The organism is Candidatus Tiamatella incendiivivens (assembly GCA_015522635.1).
Taxonomy (GTDB): domain Archaea; phylum Thermoproteota; class Thermoprotei_A; order Sulfolobales; family Acidilobaceae; genus Tiamatella; species Tiamatella incendiivivens.
Genome location: WALW01000019.1, coordinates 177,133 through 194,904, shown reverse-complemented (window position 1 = coordinate 194,904; position 17,772 = coordinate 177,133). Strand labels below are relative to the sequence as shown.

Genomic DNA, 17,772 nt, shown 5'->3' with positions numbered 1-17,772 from the left:
GCTGTATATAATTCAGAGAAGTTTAAACAGCGATGGAAGAAGGCTCTCTTTATTCTCTACTCTAATAAAGACGCCGCTTGTTGATAAAGCAAGAGACTCAAGATCTTCGCTAGCATTTTTAGTAAGCTTACCTAAGCCAACGACGTCGACTTTGATACCACTAGTCCTCAGAGGCATTGCCATTAAAGACAATGGAATACCAGCATTAGAAGTGTCATCAGTTATCAGGATTATTCTTTTACTGTATCCAGGAGGAGAAGTTGAAAGGAGTATTAGAGAAGAGAGATTTACTGCATCTCCCGACGCGGAAGCTTCACCATTTATCTTAACAGTTTCCAAAGCATCCATAAGGAGTTCGATGTCATCTACTAGATATGTAATAGGATAAGCTATTTTGTAGAACCCTACTAGACCTACCAGCGTGTGTACTTCCCGTTCAAGAAGGCTTTTAACAAAAGGCTTCAACGACTCGCGGAGAACATCTATTCTCCTAGGCTTGAAATCAGTTTTCATCATGCTTAAGCTTTCATCTATTATTATAACAATACTTTCCCCGACATTATACAATTCTTTCCACCGCTGAAGGTACATGTATGGGTATAGAAGCTGCTCTAGCTATAAATATAGGCCAGAAACTTTGAGGGACAATGTTCTTCTTAATACTTAAGTAAGCAAGAGTAAGGCCTGGAATTACATCTACACCTTTCAGCTTCAAAGCCTTTCTAAACCTAATGTCACAAGACACCACCGGTATTCTATAAATCACCGCGATCTTTAATGCTTCCGCCTCACTCTCCGACAACCAACCCTTCCCGGAAGTCGATACAGACTCTTTGATTACGTGAAAACCAGGAAGACTCAGGAGCCTCTTATACATCATCCCATACCTCAACGGAAGCTGTCTTACGCGATCTTCCAAGGACTTTGGTACAATGAACTTGATCGTGCTTGAAAGCTTTGGGAGATGCTCGATAAAACCTGTTTCTAGAAATACTTCTAGCACAGAGTAATCAATAACAACCTCTTCTTTCAATATATGCAAGCGCGTAACCTCTTCTTCAGGCAAAACACCTAACTCGGGTGCATAACCTTGTCTAATAAAGTAAACTATAGTTTCCTTGAAACCTAAATGTGAAACGTTCAATGCTCTGGTGAAAGTCATTTCCTTATTATTCATATATACCTTAAATGCAATATTGGTTAGATCCATGTTTTCTCCAAGACGTCTAATAGCATCTCTAACAACTTCACTCTTATTATTATAAAGCCCAGCAGCTACAAGTGCTTCCAGGATCTCCTCTAACATGCCGGTAATCTCAACAGTCACTACCATTAATACCGCCCTAATCCTCTTACCTTATTAACCGATATATAGTATGGACGGGTTAGACTCTAACGATCACAGGGTCTTAATTTATATTATCCCCATCATAGAATTAAATTATTTTCTCCAGACTTGGATTTCTATAGGGGATTCCAAGTGAATGTTTCCACAATCAAAACCCTTTAATAGCCGCCAGCTTCACCACTACATATTCGACCAAATACAAACTAAAGTAAAGGTGAGTATAAGCCATGCAATGGAGAAAACACTTAATGCTCGCGGCCGTGCTACTTATAGCTTTAAGTATGGCTGCAGGAGCATACCATACAGAAGCCGCGACCCAAGTGAGCTCACAAGCAATAGTGCTGACGCAGAAAACAAGTGTAGGCGGTAAATTATTCTTCGTAATAGATGTTCAGAAACTAAGGCAAAGCTATCCACAAGCAGTTGCAGTAAACTTATTCATGGATACAAATGCATTCGCTTCAATAGGTAGTACAAGTGTCCCACTAATATATGACAGCCAGTATTATGCGGAAAATGGTGTTAATCTAACGGTACCATATGCAGAGCATTTAAAACTAGATACTAGCGGAGTCGGCGAAAACCTCTTAATCGTTTCTCTACCACTGCCAGCCGACAACTCCTGGTGGGCCAAAGTCTCAGAAATGACTGGAGTTAACTATGCTAGCGCCTCAGCAGTATACCTTAAAATACAAATCGATCAGAACACAGTAGCAGTTATGGACGGCCACTTCTCATTATCAAACAAAACTATAGTCGGTAAGTACCAGATATCAGACACAAAATTCTCATACACCGGCTTCAATGCAACATGGTACGGTGGACCAGCAACAACAAATGAAACAACAGGCTCAATACAGCTATTCCACGCTGATGGCACTCCCCTGAACCTAACTGCCGGTGATGCTAGCTGGATAAAGTACCAAGTAGAAGCTTACAATCCAAACAACATCCCACGCTACCTATTTAACATAACAATAACACCATCAGGTGTCATCAATAATGAATCAGATATGTTTTACAACACCAATGCAACATATGTAAATACAAGCACATCACAAGTCAAGTTCTCACTACAAACATTACAAGACTTTCCTGTGAACGCAACGGGTACCGAAACTAAGGGAGGAGTAGAATTCCCATATAGTGAATTCCAGGAACTCCTGTACACAGTCCAAATATCACCAATAGAAGATGAACACTACAACAATTCATTTAACTCAACAAACGATATTGTAATAGTGAATTTAACAACCACAAGCTACCTAAATCTCACTCTAGTCAATACAAACACAGTATTTGCAATGGGTGAACTATCAAACGGTATAACTGGCACGTTAACATACTACACATATAATTCAACAGCAGACGAATTCGAGAATCCAGCTGCTACCCCAGCAAGCTATTCAGTTGACTATGTATTCAACCAAACGTCTGACCAAGCCTATGTAGTATACCTAGTAAACTGGAATGAAGCACCACCTCTAAAAGTATATCCATCAGTTACACTAGAATATAACGAGACACATATAGTAGAAGGTACAGACACCATACTTGGCAACCAAATGAATCCCGGAGACTTCTTCGTAATAACAGGTCACAACTTACCGTATCCGGCTAACTTCTCAACAGTATGTCTAGCAGGATGGAACGGAGAAAACTTCACAATATTTAGTACAGAAGTCTACACACCGGGAACAGAATCACAAGTCGGCAGCGATGGTACTTTAACTGCAACGGTATATGTTGCTAACCATCCATATGGAGGCAATATGTTCTACCCGATTCTCAGAGTAAATGTGACAGGAACATTATATAGGACATGGGTAGATGACGCACAGGGAATGAAGATATATCCATACGTAACAGCGGAATACCTGGACAACGATGGCTACTTCATGGGGAACACGGTTGATGGCCAGCAATTAGCACCAGGAGACTATATACTAATCAAGGGATACGGATTCATAACAACAGAAGACCTAACACCCTTCGTATCATATGACACGAGCAACATAACAAACGCTTTACACGCTCTCATAACTCTAACCAACGTACAGGGACTTGATACAAATGGAGACGGCATGATTGACGCATACAAAGTAAAGAACGATACAACTGGTGAGATAGCATTAGTAGTCAAGCTACCAGCTGATATCAACATGACAAAACTAGCAAGCGGATTCGTATTCGGCCTTAAGGGCTCCGGAGATAATGTAGGCTTTAGCAACGTTACTGCAGATTCAGTGGCATACGGTGTAGGCAATGATAAAGTCTTCCTATGGCCATACGGTGACAATGTAGCCAGGTTCTTCGGTAATACAACGAGCCTCGAAATATTCTCCTATCTAAACGATTTGACAGTATATCCATACGAGGCTTATGAGTACATACAGGGCGTAGAGAAGAGTGATGTAATGGCATACGTAGAGATCGTAGGGTTCCCCATGTATGATAATGGTACGGTTGATGTAAACTTAGAGGACGGAATGTTTTATAAGGTTACATCATTCAACGCAACAGATCTGGTACAAGGGTACAAAGAGTTAGCTATAAAAGTACCAACACTCCCTAGTGACTACTATTATGCATACGTTAATGAATCAAATAGCACTAGTTACTATTATGATCAATACTCAAGCTACGCGCTCAACATATCATGTATAATAGGATACAAAGTGTCAGGAAGCAGTGCATACCAGATGTTAACGGGAACAGTTACAGCTAGACCGGGTGCAAATGTAACATTTATAGGATACGGGTTTGACGCTAATTCACCGGTAGAGATAGATAGTTTAGTACCTGCTCTAAGTCCTTCCTTGGCATCTACTACTACAGATGACTATGGTACGTTCAATACGACTATTAGCACGTCATATCTATTACAGTTAACTGGAAGGGATGGTGGTGTATTCCAGTTAGAACTATATTCATCACCGTGTTCACAAACCTTCAGCTTGATAGTAAGTGAGAAGCCTCTGTTCAAGATATCAGTGAAAGCTGATCCTAATGCTTTTGTTGGAGACACTATATATGTTTCAGTGAAGCTGTTATTAGAGTATAAGACTGAAGAAGTGCCTATGCTATCACAGCCAGCGAGTGTTGCTCAGTTCCAATATCTAACACTATGGTTCATATATGGACCCGGAGATGTTAAGGTAATAAACATAACTGATCTATCAGCTGGGCCAGTAGTTTATGTGAACCCGACCACTAGCGAAATAGTAATATCCTATATAATCGACCACCATCCCGCTAATGATGTACTAGTAGTTGACGCTCTAGCTGGAGCCAGCATATTTGGAGGCTACTTCAATAGTGTAGCAACAGATCATGCAGTTGTCAGCGTTGACTCAGCACTCAGCAATATGATTAATAATGTAGCTACACTGGCAGGTGAAGCAAAGACATCTGCAGACAATGCAGCTAGTGCAGCGCAGAATGCTACTACAGTTGCTCAGCAGGCAGCTAGTGCAGCGAGCGATGCTAAGACAGCTGCTCAGCAGGCAGCTAGTGCAGCGAGCGATGCTAAGACAGCTGCTCAGCAGGCAGCTAGTGCAGCGAGCGATGCTAAGACAGCTGCTAGCAATGCCGCTAGTGCGGCTCAGCAGGCAGCTAGTGCAGCGCAGAATGCTGCTACAGCGGCAAGCGGAGCACAGAAGAGTGCAAGCGATACGGCTCAGAAGGTAACAACTGTTGGTGATAACTTATCTAAGGAGATACAGGATGTATCCAATAAAGTGGGTGTTGTAGGTAGCAAGACCGGTAGTGGAATAAAGACCTATGGTCTGATCAATATGATATTGATAATAATAACATTAATAGTAGCATTATACCTAGTCGCTAAGATGAGGCCTTAAATTTCAAAGTCTTTTTCTTCTTTTTCTAGTCCTTTTAGATAGTTCTTTGTGAACAGTCTCTCATCTTGGATGTAGTTTTTGTTAAGTTTTAATGCAAGTGTAGCCTTGTATAGTTCTCGGCCTAAATAAAAGGCGTGCCCTATCCTCGAGATCTCGTTGTTTTCAATTAAATAATCGATTATAGGTCTCCACTCAGTGCTTCCTATCCAGTGCTTCCATTTTTTCTTTTTTGTAAGGATGAGCCGTCGTTTGTAATCGACTATGATGTTCACATACCCTGTGGGATCCCATTCTCCTATAGGCTGTTCCCCACCTTCTCTTTCCAAGACTTTCACTCTACCCGTTATATTATTTTCAATTCTCTTTTTACTTTTCAGAACTAGTAAATTCACACCAATATCTTTAGGCGGAATCTTATGCATAGCTGAATAAGAGTTCATTGCAGCGGCGAGAAACGCCTCTTGCAGAACGCCCTGGGTTTTATAGCTTTCCTCCGAGAAGAGGCCTAGAGAAGCTTTTGCTTCAACGGCGAGTTGAACTAAACTAAAAACAAGGCCTGGTGAATCAGAGTCAACAAGCTCTATATAATTAGATAAGCCTAGGAGAACGGGTTTCCCGTATTTTTCATTTACTGTTCTAGAGACTAGTAAGGCATCTAAAACACTGGTATTCGCGTTTGAATAGGGTGGGGAAATAATGGGGTCTAATATTATTCTACTTAACCCTATGTTGCCTGCTTTTTTCACTCCACGTCCTAGGGAATATAGTTTAGATCTTCTACTTCCACGGATGTTGCTAGGAATTATAACAGGCATAATACTATTCCTAACAGCTTTAATGCATTCTTCCAGCTTCCCAAAGGCATGAGAGTTTAATGAAAGGAACAGCTCGGCTGAAGTATTTGTTATTAATCTAATGCTCTTACAGGATGGGGGCAAATCTATCCCTAATATTCCATTAAATCCTTCTTTTTCAACAGTTCTAACTGCCTTTTCAACGGCACTTGAATCATTTCTAAGTGAACCTACAACTATAATTGGAAACTCGGAGTTAATAAGCCAGCCTAGTTTGTCTTCAAAGTACTTTCCAAAATAACTATCAATGTACAACTCTCCTATGGGTATGAATGGAGGAGGTTTTATTGGTATGACAATATTGGAATGAACACTCCTTAACCCTTTGCTTTCTGAAAGCATTTTCCTGTAAGCACCCATGGTAGAGGATCTTTTCTCACACTCGTGAAGACGGTCAACCGGATGATCTAGCATCCAATCACCTAGGGGTATTGCAGTGCTGTAATGATACAAATCAGAGATATGTATAGGGCCTTTAACTACTCTTACGTCCTTGCATCTGAGTAGGGTGTAAAAGATATCTGATCTAACGTGAGATCCGCCTGGGATCACTATTACCGAGCCCTTCAAGTCGCTGCAGAACTTGTTAATCCAGCTAGCCAGGTTTTTTTCATTGATAAATACTGCAACGTCAATATTGAATACCTTTAACTTCACATTGTAACCAGCTTTATTTAGTAATTCAACCTGTCTCTCTGCTTCCTCCATAGCAAGCTTACCAGTAACCACAACGATTTTTCCATGCATCCCTATTAGGCACCCTAACTACAGTAAATCTGGAACGGTTAACATAAAAGATTGAATAATAGAGATTATATATAGAGTTGTAAGGTGACTAGGATGATAGTAGCTGGTATACAGATAGAAGTTAAAGACGGAGATATGGCATTTAATGTACAGAAGGCCTATAAGTTTATTAGAATGCTATACTCAGCTACACCAGATATAATTGTTCTACCGGAACTTTGGTGTTGTGGATACCTAGAAGACTATTCTGGAATCAAACGGAAAATGGCGTTTGAAGCAATGTCACGATTCTCTATTATGACGAAAAGCTTAGTAATAGGGAGTATACCATGGCAAGTGGAGGGGAAATCGTATAATAGAGCATTGGCTGTTTACATGGGCCGAATAATAGCATACTATGACAAAATCCACTTATTCGAACCATTCAATGAGGACAAGGTGTTTACTCCGGGAAGTAACCTGTCTATATTTAAGTACAAGGGATTTACAATAGGACTAGCGATATGTTACGATCTCCGGTTCTCAGAGCTAATTAGGCAATATGCATTAAGCGGTGCAGACCTTATCGTATCTCCAGCTGCTTGGGGGAAGCCTAGACTACATCAATGGAGGATGGTAACAGGATCACAGGCATCTATAAATCAAGTATACTTAGTGGCTGTCAACAGGACTGGTAGCGGCGTTTGTCAGGAGCCATTCGCAGGCCATTCGCTCGTTGTAGATCCTTGGGGGGACGCTATTATTGAAGCCGGGGAGAAAGAGAGCATTATTCTCGGGGAAATTGATATGCAGGAAATTCAAAAAGCGAGGAGGAGGCTTCCAGTTCTAGAGGATTATAGAGAAAAAAGGGGTGTATATATGAATATCAGGTTCTTTAATGCTTGAGGACTAGTGCTGCTGCAATAATTAATATCGCAACTATTATCGAGACCCATAAGATAGTGTATGAGCTTCCTGTTACTGTACTTGTCTTACTAGCCGTTGTGCTGGAGGAGCTTGTTTCACTGGTTGTCATGCTTGTTGTACTTGTCGTTCTAGTGGTGGTTGTTGAAGTCTGAGTTTGGCTGGTTTGAGTTGTAGTCGTACTGGTCGTACTTGTTGTCGTACTTGTTGTTTGGGTGGGAGTGAATGGTGACATTGTTACCTTGCCATTAGCTATAGTTATTGTGTATAAAGATTTATGGCCAGCTAGGTCTTCTACTGTTAGGACTATACGGTTGCTGTCTTGTTTCAGCTTGGTTGATAACAGGTAGTATTTCCCGCTTTTCACTACACCTAATGATTTATCATTTAACGTCGCTGATAGGGATTTTATTCCCCACCCGCTGTCGGATGCTTGAATATACATTGTTAGAGTAGATCCTACTTGAGGGGTTCTAGGTATCGTCATCTTTATCGATGCTGTTGGCGGTGTATTGTCAGGACCCTGTGTTGTTCCTACTAGTATTAGATGAGTACCTGTTGGGATGTGTGTGGATAATAGCAAGTATAGATACCCATCACCAGGTAGTGTGGCATTCAAAACTTTTATCGACCCAGTTGTCGAGTACTTCGTTAAGTAGAAATTCGGTACCGTGTTCTGAGTCCATGGAACTCTTATCAGTATTGGCCTAGATATGCTTAGGTAGCCTAGGGTATTCTCAATTTCTATTGCAAAAGTAGAGCTGTAGGAATAATATTTTGCATAGAAGTGCTCCGGATAGTTGTCCTGTACTGGTATTGAGAGCTTCGGGTATACTCCTCTATTAGTCTTGTGGGTTACCGGTACATTGAAGGTTGGAGGAGCAAACGGGAATTTTACCGTGTCATTCGGGTATACGTCTATTACTTGGAAACCATTGTATATTTCAGGAGCGTGTGGACCTCCTATAGTCGTGGTTGTAACGAACCACGTCTTGTATCCTGTCATTGTGCTGGTGAAGTTAACCATGCTATCACTGTGAACGTGTCCTTGTAGTGTTAGCTCTACCTTATATTCCTCAACGAGTTTAAGGAATTCGAGTGATATATTGGCGTTCTTACCGTACCAGAATCCGGTGCTTAAGTAGTTTACAAGGTTTGGATTATTGTATGTTGATGTAACGTTACCATGGTGCCAGAAGAATGGATGGTGATATCCGATTATCTTTATAGGCACATTCGTATTGTTTGCTAGGACTTCTCTCGTAAAATACAGCTCCTGATTCGTAATGACGTCCCTTTCTTTTCCTGTTGTAAGTCCTATAATGAGTATTTTGTTACAGTAATTCTTATACCAGTATTCTGGAGCAATGTATTTCTTGAAATAAGGTGTTCCAGTGTTATCGGATTCATAGTCGTGGTTTCCGGGGGTTTCGACCACTGGAAGGCCGTAGAGGAAAGAGCTTCTGTGCATTACATAATGTTTTGCCTGAAGTTCTGATGCTGTATCCGTAGCGTCACCTGTGCCTATAACTAATTGCACGCCTAAAAGCTTAGCTAGAATGGCTGCTGACGTATAGTAGTCAGGATGTAAGTCAAAATGCTCGTCTGTAAAGTGGGCTATTCTGATAGGAATAGAACAGTCATTTGAAACCCATACCGATTGCGGTATTCTATATAACCCAGTGCTTGTTCTAATGAATAGGTCATAAACTCCTGTAGGAGTGTCCTGCGGGACATGCATGTATACAGTATTGTTTTCCACATGTATGTCTACTGTTTTATTTATCGTCACCAGATCAGTTTGCTTTAGCAGTACTGCGAACAGATAGCCGCTCAGTATATTATAGTTTCCAGCTAAATGAACCTCTATTTCGCCGCCGGGTTTGACATGAGCTGTGTATGCAGTTAATAGATCCTTGAAAAGGCTCGGATGCTCCCATCCTAAGGGCATAGTGCTAGATGCTACTGTGGGAGTGAACGTATATGCTTGTAATGTGAACAGTACTGCTAGAGCAACTACTAGGAACGATAATGCTGTTTTTTTCACAGAGATGCACCTCTGTTTCCGTGTGGCTAATGGTGAATTGGGGGAATATTAAAATGATAGTTAAAAAGGAAGCAAAGGATTAGCTTTGCTTTAATAAGCCCTTCTCCCATGGAAGTATTAACGTTTCACTCCTTTCCACATAAACATCCAGGGACTTCCTGCCTGAAATATCAGTGTTGGAAGGTAGATATACGAGGAGCTCGATGTCTTCATCTGTTCCCTTTAATTCTATTCTACTGCCTGCGAACATTGAAAGTATAATATTTAGAGTGAATTTATTGTATTGCTTACCTCTTTTCTGATCCATTGTAAACGACTCAGGCCTAATTATTACACCAACAGTGCTTCCTTCCTTTATCCTCATATCGACATAATCTCTATGGGTGACACCGATGATTTTTCCGAGACTAGTGTCAACTTCAATAGTGCCATCCTTAACATTTACTGCAGTCCCTTTTAGAAGGTTGCTTCTACCGAGAAAAGTGGCCACGAATAAATCCCTAGGCCATGCATATATCTCATATGGGGTTCCAACTTGGTGGACCTTACCCTTATTCATAACTGCTATACGGTCACTCATTGTTAAGGCTTCTTCCTGGTCGTGGGTAACATATATAGTTGTAATGCCAAGTTCCCTCTGGATTCTCTTTATCTCTTCCCTCATACCAAGCCTGAGTTTCGCGTCTAGGTTGCTAAGAGGCTCGTCTAGAAGTAGAATACTGGGCTCAACCACGAGTGCCCTAGCTAGGGCAACTCTCTGTTGCTGCCCTCCACTCAACTGAGTGGGGTACCTATTCTCCATACCTTCGAGCCTTATCAGTTCTAATACCCGTTTAACCTTCCTGTTTATTTCTTCACGGGACACTTTTCTTAACTTAAGACCGTAGGCTATATTATCGAATACCGTCATATGAGGCCAGAGTGCATAGTTCTGGAACACCATAGCCGTGTTTCTCTCATACGGTCTGAGATATGTAACTTCCTTATTATCGAAGAATATTTTACCCTTATCTGGAAACTCGAATCCAGCAATAAGTCTAAGAGTAGTTGTTTTCCCACATCCACTAGGTCCTAGGAAGGTAAAGAATTCACCGTCTTCTATTTCAAGCGTCATATTGTCTACAGCTATAACCGGTCCATACACTTTAGTTATTCCTTCTATCCTAACAAGTGTCAATTTCTAACACCTCAAAGCGATATAAACGCGTAACTCTGACGTAAGCCAAGCACGATAATCACCACAGCTATTAACTGAATGATTATGAGGACGAATCCAAGTGATACAAGGTCGAACGACGCTTGAACAGAGGCTAGACTAGTTTGCTTCATGAACCATGTAAGTGGTGCTTTCGTATTATCAGCAGACATTCCTCCGAGTGTTATGCTTACGCTAACCTCTGTTGAAGCGTAGATAAATCCGAGTAGAACTCCGCTTAGGATATTAAGTAATATTAGTGGAATCACTATGCTTATGAGGACTTTTGATCTAGAAGCTCCAAGATTCATCGCTGCCTCTTCTAGGCTTACATGGGTTTGCTGGAGGCCGGCAAATAAGCTTCTCGCTACGAACGGTATCTTCCTTATACCATATGCTAGGACTAGTACATACATCGGGTTATAGGTTTCAGGGCTTGTAGGATCAAAAGGTGTTCCTCTGAATATGCCTGTTGAGTAGAAGAAGAATAAACCTACAGCTACAACTAGTCCGGGTATTGCTATGGGTAATGTTACGAGAGCGTCAAGTATATTCATCAACTTAGACCTGCTACGTGAAACAGCGTAGGCAGCTGGTATTGCTATAGTTAGCATTAAAGCAAGCGCTAGCGACGCATAGACTATCGAGTTTCTAATGTAAATATTTACGTCAGGAGCTGTCAAAACCCGTTCAAGATGTTGTAATGTAAACTGACTCAATGTTGGTTTTCCATCTGGTTGAAGCAAACCAAAAGTTATGAGAATAGTTCCAACCTGAGGTACTGAAGCGAACGCTAGAATAGATAAAAGTACTACATAAATCGAGAAGAGCCCCGCTATTCCTGGTTTTCTTTCCCTCGGATGCCTTCTTCCTCCTTTAGACAGCATTGCATATTGCTTCAAACTAACATAGCTCCTGATTATAGCATATCCCAGTATCGCGAACATTAACATCACTAGAGCCAGCGTGGATATCTCAGGTAGAATAGTTGGTTTACCAGCCGATACTAGGAGTTTATCGTATATTTGATAGCTGATGAGGTTTCTTTCGTTAAAAACAATAGGACCTGCTAGATCCTCTAAGCTGAATATGAAGACTAGTATTGCCCCAGCTGCTATTCCAGGTAGTGCTAGGGGGAGTGTGACTGTTCTAAATAACTTAAACCCTTTGGCTCCAAGGTTTTCCGCTTGTTCCTCTAAGTTAGGATCTATATTAGCAAGCGAGGAGAAAATGTTTAGATAAGCTATTGGCATGTAAGCCATTATTTGGAGAAATATAACTCCAGCCAGGCCTGCTAGGTTAATTCTCCATGGCAGAATTTTAAGGTAGTCATGTAGGATAACCGAGCCTATCCCATCATAACTAAAGATTGCTTTGACTGCTAAGGCGTTCGCGAATGGGATGATAAACATCGGTACTAGGACTAGTATTCTGAAGAGCGATTTTCCTGGAAACTTATATCTAGCCATTATGAATGCCATGAGAAGACCTAGTAAAGTAGCTGATATAGTTACGGTTACAGCCACAAGTAGCGAGTTAATCAATATGCCATGATTATATGTAACTCTAGCCCCCCCTAGATAAAGTACAGGCATTCCGTCCACTATTTTCGTTGCAATAAACTGTCCTATGGGTTTCTCTCTTACATAAATAGGGTCAGTGAAAACCATTTTCAACCAATACAAATGGTCTCCAGCACTTGGACCTACAGTGGGAGGTGTGAAAGCTTTCACAATTACTATTGTTACAGGCACTAAAAGGAATACTGTCATCATTATCAGAGGGTAAGTTGCAAAGACAGCAATTAGTTTGTCTATTCTCTTTATCCATGGAACTGAGCGTAATCCATATTCCTCCCATATTCTCTTCTCTTCCCTCCTTTTTACATGATAGTTTTTAATTGATACAAAAGTATGGTCAACTAATCCTATAGTAACATCGGTTGCATATGTAAGGGAGATTATTTCTAAGAGGTAAAATGTTCCTCTCCCATATATTTTGAGAGGAAGCCCTATTACTATAATTAACAGAGCAATTAAGTATACCTGTTTGTTGGCATCAAACCTATAGAAATCAGCAGGTCTTGTTTTAGTCTTATTACACCTATACAATGATAGGAATAGACCTGACAGGAATGCTATAATCAGGGTTATCCCATAGGGAACCAGCCCATAAATATAGAGGAATCCTACTATAATAGTAACTCCATATGCTACTCCGTAGAATAGTGTCCTGTCAGATAGCCTCCAATCCCTATTGGCAGCGTCTCCAGCATTCATGAACTGATAGCCCGTGTTTCACCAGTGTGAAACTACCATAATTATAAATTAATCTATCAACCCCTAACCCAGCAAACAGGGGGAACTGGATGAAAGATCGTTTCAAGGCTTGCTTTGACGCTGCAACAATTAATCCTCTAAAAATAATAGTGCTGATAACCCTGCTGGTGCCGGGGGTATCTTATGCTGTGATAACTGATCCCGTAAGAGCAGGGTGGGCTGTTCTCTACTTAAGCTTCCTTTACCTCTCAATTCTCTTACTAAAAGATAAACCCCCGATCTGGGCAACATTGACAATAGCATTCACATTGTTAGCGACGAACCTCATAGTAATATCTCATATACCAACGAAGAAAGCGGTATACCCTTTTCTCATAGTGGAACAGCATCCGCTTGAACATCCCCCGGTTGAAGGAGTATACAAAGTCTCATACCCTGACATAAGCCAGATATTCCTACTAATAGAAGCTGTAAGAATCTATGTAAGATGTAGAGAAACTAAAACAGTTAACAATTTTAAACCCGGCTTCGATGAATCAAATAATACACCGGAAGCCGCGGTAGTATAGCCCGGCCAAGTATGCGGGCCTCTCGAGCCCGTGACCCGGGTTCAAATCCCGGCCGCGGCACCACAAAAAGAGCGCAGGATCATTCTCCTACCTCCATAGTCTCTCGGTTTTGCATGCTTGTATAAACCATCTATCAGCTCTGGAGAGTAAGCATACGTGGAACTCATTTCTCTATTATTTCTATAATTTCACGCAGTAAATTCATTCTCCTCTCTCTGAACAACCTCTTATCCATAATTTTCGGCTCGCCGTGGATAACTGGTTTGAATTCCATTTTCCTAATTATATCCTTGTCGATATCTACTCCAGGTGCAACTTCCTCCAAGAGAGGTCCTTCTCCGCTTAATCTAAATACTGCTCTCTCCGTAATGTATAGAACTTCTTTTTTTCTCAGCAAATTTATCCCAGAACACATTATCTTATATACGTGATCTACGAACTTCATTATTCTCCCATCCCTGAGAATCTCTAGTTCTCCATTAGTTACTCTGATATTTTGTTTGCCGGCAGTGAATAGACCTGCGAAATATAGTCTAGGGCTACCGGTTGCTATCACTGGGAATCCGCCAGGTCCCGTCATCCTACCAGGCAGGACGCTCGGATTAACATTCCCGTGTCTATCGATTTGTAGAAATCCTAAACTAGCTGCATCTAATATACCTCCCTCGTATACACTAAATTGATCGGGCATAGGTATTATGGCATATGGACCTATTGAAGCACCGAAATCCTCTCCTGCTAATGCTTTACCTCCCCAAGGGCCTGATTCTATGGTTGTAGCCAAAAGATCTCCTATTTCCTCTTCGATAGCAACGGATGTAACCATTGATGGAATTCCTATTCCTAAATTGACTATTATAGGTCTGTGCTCATTCTTTATTATACTAACCAGCTGTAATAGAACCCTCCTTGCAATTATCTTCCTAGCGTTCAAGGGAGCCTTCTCAAATAAAGAAGGATCCATAGGGGGTATAATTTCACCTGAGATCCTGGGGTCGTATGTAATGTTTGCTGTTTGCTTATGATGCTCTGGATCCTTTACCGTTACAATGTAATCAATTATGGGTCCTGGGACTTGGACGCATTTTGGATTCAAAGTGCCGAACTTTGCTAATCTCATTACTTGGGCTATAACTATACCTGGATTAGGCTGTGCTTTAGTTGCTTGTGCTATGTTTAGAACAGTTCCCGTCATTGCTTCTCCTTCTAGTGTAAGGTTGCCTATTTCATCTGAAGTCGTTCCTCGAATGAGAGCTACATTCGGTTTAGGAGCACGGTAAAATAGATACGTCTTACCTCCAAGCCTGACGTAATCTATTTTCGCTGTTCTCTTTTTCCTAGCTAAATCATTGACTGCCCCGGCATCATGTTCAGGATCTAGAACTGTAGCCATTCCGACTCTACTAATAACCCCCGGTCTTCCGGAACCAACCTCACGGAACCAATAGGCCATTACTCCTATGCTCCACGTATACCCTTCAATGACATTTTTCTCTATAAGCTCTTGAACATTTGGGGTCCATCCAATAAATGGTAAAAGAACTCCTCTAATAAAACCGTAATCCTCTTTTTTCATCATATCTCTAGCTATATCGTCCAAGCCTTCACCAGGACTGCCTGGTAGAGTATCAGATGTGAAGAATAACTTGTTTGGATGGCCTGTTTCAAGGTAAAGGTTGTAAAGCTCTTTTAAAAGATAAGTAGGAGTTAAAGCCATGTTAAACCCTGAAACAGCTATAACATCCCCGTCTTTCACTTTAGATAAAGATTCTCGGGCAGGTACAACTTTCCTGCGGCGTATCATATCAATAATCAATTAACACACCTATTTCACTATAGGATAATGGTTGCTAACCTTTAACATTGTTATCTATGCATCCCTCTAAATTACAAGCTGACCAAGGCATAAACTCGGTATTATAACCCGCTACAATGTCTCCGTCAATAGAGCTCAGAATGAATCCAGCAGTTCCAACACCATATTTATCCGTGAAATCTCTGAAAACCTTGACCGTAGCATTATAGCCTCCATCCTCAAAAGCTGAAGCTAAACGGTATGATAGAAGATACCTCGATATTAGCTCGCCGATACCTGTAGCGACTACCCCTACCTTACCTGTAGAATAGAAGCCCCCTCCTATGACAGGAGAATCTCCAACTCGTCCCGGCATCTTCAGGGAGAGTCCTCCTGTGCTAACTCCTACGGCTACTATATTATTGTGGGACGCTATGCCGCCTACTGTATCGGATTCCAACCATTTCTTGTTAGCTTCGAGATATGGGCGAAGAGGCTTAGATTTTAAGTCTAGCCATTGTTTCATTCTGTTCTCACAAGGTCCAGGATGCCTCGTTAAACCAAGTTTAGAAGCGAAGAGATCTGCTTCTATACCGGCTAGGAAGTTATGTGCCGTATTAGTCATAATGATGTGTGCCAACCTTATTGGATGGAGAGGGTGGTGAACATTTGCTACTGCACCATATTTCCTTGATTTGCCGTCCATAAGCCCTGCATCCATACTTATATTGCCATAGTAATCAAGCACACTACCTCGTCCTGCGTTAAGGAGACAAGTATCCTCTAGGACTTCCACGCTCAATACAACTCTTTCGAGAGCCGATTTCTTAGAGTTTCTCACTCCCTCCTCCGCTGACTTACTTAGAATATCCCATACTTCTCCAGGCACTACTTTTCTTGCACCGGCCCCGCCATGGACAACAGCTATGGGTGGAGTTAACCTGCTATGTTTTAGTACGATTTCCAAGAATAGGCGCCTCCTATTATGTTTTCAAGCCATAGATCCTCGCGTCAATGCTTTCAGATAGAACGTGTGAAACAATTTTATCTATATCCACGCTTTTAATGGGGGGATACACTCTAGGTTTCGGCGGCTCTTTTCCAGTATAACCGTAGTTTCTCAGTGTATTGATTACATATTCCTTAAGACCCCCGTTTACCAGTTTCGAGTGATATATAGTGCCGAGGCTGAGTGCGAGCATTTCAATTAGATGCCCATCGTCTCTACTTGCATGGATATGCGGATTCCTTGATTCTAGTTGGATAATTTTGACGCCTTCCTTTATCATGGGACATTCGTTTTCATCTTTTTCTATCCAGCATTTTTCTAGGAGGTATACATACTCAAATGGTTCTACAGCGAATCCGCCAGCCCATCTTAGGTCCACCGCGAGGTCCATGCTTAGGGCGTGTTCACCGCTGTTAGCGGTTTTAATGACATCTGTTTCAATCCTCCTAATCATTGTAAGGACGTGATTTATAACAGTGTTCGTTACTCTCGAAACCCTACCTCTCCTCCTGAGGTAAACCTCTGACTCTTGCAGTTTCGCTTTGTAAGGCCATTGTATTCTAATCATCGAGCCCTTGCTTTCAGCTATAGCGAAGCCAGCATAATAAGTCCACGCGTACTCGTGGACTGATCCAGGAACATAGTTATCGCTGTCAATAAAACCCACATACTCGTAGCCCAGATATTTCGCCACCATAACACCTAGAATCATGCCCTCGCCTTTACCTTTCCTTACTATACCATTCTCATCCAATAATTCCTCAAGAGGAGTTCCGGCTAGAAATTCACTCCAAACAGGATCCCGTTGATGAATAACAATAATAGGACGACTGGTTCTGTAATAGAAGTTCTTGGAGAGGGCTAACTCGTGTCTATACCTGTCTATCGGGAGTCTGGATGATGCTGAAATAAGTATTATTGGAGATAGGTGAGGTATACCTGCTAGTACTCCCTCTAGCGTAAAGAGTTCCTCATCCTTTACAGGAACCACTATAGCTGTCCTGGATCCTATATCTTCTAGTTCATTATAATCAAGCTTGTACGTACCAGAAGGATTATGGCTCGCCAGCGAATCTAGCTCTAGTACTTTGCTTACATCATAAATTCTTACGGAACCGTATTGTTCAAATCGCTCTGGAGCTTCTATAAGCACTATAGACCCCCAA

12 protein-coding genes and 1 tRNA gene are annotated in these 17,772 nt (G+C 41.5%); 4 read left to right on the top strand and 9 right to left on the bottom strand.

Annotated elements, in window-relative coordinates; translation table 11 throughout:
• Nucleotides 1-12: 12 nt before the first annotated feature.
• Both F7B60_04295 and F7B60_04290 read right to left on the bottom strand, forming a co-directional pair.
• Nucleotides 13-567 (bottom strand): VWA domain-containing protein, encoded by a 555-nt coding sequence (locus tag F7B60_04295; protein ID MCE4614731.1) that lies wholly within the window; start codon nt 565-567, stop codon nt 13-15.
• Entirely contained in the window at nt 560-1,333 is a 774-nt protein-coding gene (locus F7B60_04290; protein ID MCE4614730.1) for a hypothetical protein, read from the bottom strand. Before F7B60_04290 ends, F7B60_04295 begins: the two co-directional genes overlap by 8 nt.
• A 242-nt stretch (nt 1,334-1,575) precedes the next feature.
• Here F7B60_04290 and F7B60_04285 point away from each other — a divergent pair, with 242 nt between their 5' ends.
• A complete protein-coding gene (locus tag F7B60_04285; GenBank protein MCE4614729.1) occupies nt 1,576-5,208 on the top strand; it encodes a hypothetical protein in 3,633 nt (1,210 codons plus the stop codon).
• Here the strand turns inward: F7B60_04285 and F7B60_04280 are convergent.
• The gene (locus F7B60_04280; GenBank protein MCE4614728.1) at nt 5,205-6,809 is read right to left on the bottom strand and encodes a hypothetical protein; all 1,605 of its coding nucleotides are present in this window, start codon (nt 6,807-6,809) and stop codon (nt 5,205-5,207) included. The two genes, F7B60_04285 and F7B60_04280, sit on opposite strands and share 4 nt — an antisense overlap.
• Before the next feature lie 93 nt (nt 6,810-6,902).
• Between F7B60_04280 and F7B60_04275 the strand changes: the two genes are divergently transcribed.
• Nucleotides 6,903-7,694 (top strand): hypothetical protein, encoded by a 792-nt coding sequence (locus tag F7B60_04275; GenBank protein MCE4614727.1) that lies wholly within the window; start codon nt 6,903-6,905, stop codon nt 7,692-7,694.
• Here the strand turns inward: F7B60_04275 and F7B60_04270 are convergent.
• The 3 genes from F7B60_04270 to F7B60_04260 all read right to left on the bottom strand — a co-directional run bounded on the left by F7B60_04270 (nt 7,684) and on the right by F7B60_04260 (nt 13,233).
• Entirely contained in the window at nt 7,684-9,759 is a 2,076-nt protein-coding gene (locus F7B60_04270) for a metallophosphoesterase (GenBank protein MCE4614726.1), read from the bottom strand. The two genes, F7B60_04275 and F7B60_04270, sit on opposite strands and share 11 nt — an antisense overlap.
• A 79-nt stretch (nt 9,760-9,838) precedes the next feature.
• Nucleotides 9,839-10,936 carry an ABC transporter ATP-binding protein gene (locus F7B60_04265; GenBank protein ID MCE4614725.1) on the bottom strand — a complete coding sequence of 366 codons (1,098 nt, stop codon included), beginning with the start codon at nt 10,934-10,936 and terminating at the stop codon, nt 9,839-9,841.
• Nucleotides 10,937-10,947: 11 nt separating this feature from the next.
• Entirely contained in the window at nt 10,948-13,233 is a 2,286-nt protein-coding gene (locus tag F7B60_04260; protein ID MCE4614724.1) for an iron ABC transporter permease, read from the bottom strand.
• Nucleotides 13,234-13,322: 89 nt separating this feature from the next.
• Here F7B60_04260 and F7B60_04255 point away from each other — a divergent pair, with 89 nt between their 5' ends.
• Nucleotides 13,323-13,802, top strand: coding sequence for a hypothetical protein (locus tag F7B60_04255; GenBank protein MCE4614723.1), 480 nt, complete (start codon nt 13,323-13,325; stop codon nt 13,800-13,802).
• Nucleotides 13,788-13,865: transfer RNA gene (locus tag F7B60_04250), tRNA-Glu, on the top strand. Before F7B60_04255 ends, F7B60_04250 begins: the two co-directional genes overlap by 15 nt.
• Nucleotides 13,866-13,965: 100 nt before the next feature.
• Here F7B60_04250 and F7B60_04245 read toward each other — a convergent pair.
• Genes F7B60_04245 through mpgS form a run of 3 tightly spaced genes read right to left on the bottom strand, consistent with a single transcriptional unit; the run spans nt 13,966 to nt 17,759 of the window.
• The gene (locus F7B60_04245; protein MCE4614722.1) at nt 13,966-15,618 is read right to left on the bottom strand and encodes an acyl CoA:acetate/3-ketoacid CoA transferase; all 1,653 of its coding nucleotides are present in this window, start codon (nt 15,616-15,618) and stop codon (nt 13,966-13,968) included.
• A gap of 34 nt (nt 15,619-15,652) precedes the next feature.
• Nucleotides 15,653-16,564 carry an isoaspartyl peptidase/L-asparaginase gene (locus F7B60_04240; GenBank protein ID MCE4614721.1) on the bottom strand — a complete coding sequence of 304 codons (912 nt, stop codon included), beginning with the start codon at nt 16,562-16,564 and terminating at the stop codon, nt 15,653-15,655.
• A 16-nt stretch (nt 16,565-16,580) separates the two neighbouring features.
• Nucleotides 16,581-17,759, bottom strand: coding sequence for a mannosyl-3-phosphoglycerate synthase (gene mpgS / locus F7B60_04235; protein ID MCE4614720.1), 1,179 nt, complete (start codon nt 17,757-17,759; stop codon nt 16,581-16,583).
• Nucleotides 17,760-17,772: the final 13 nt, after the last annotated feature.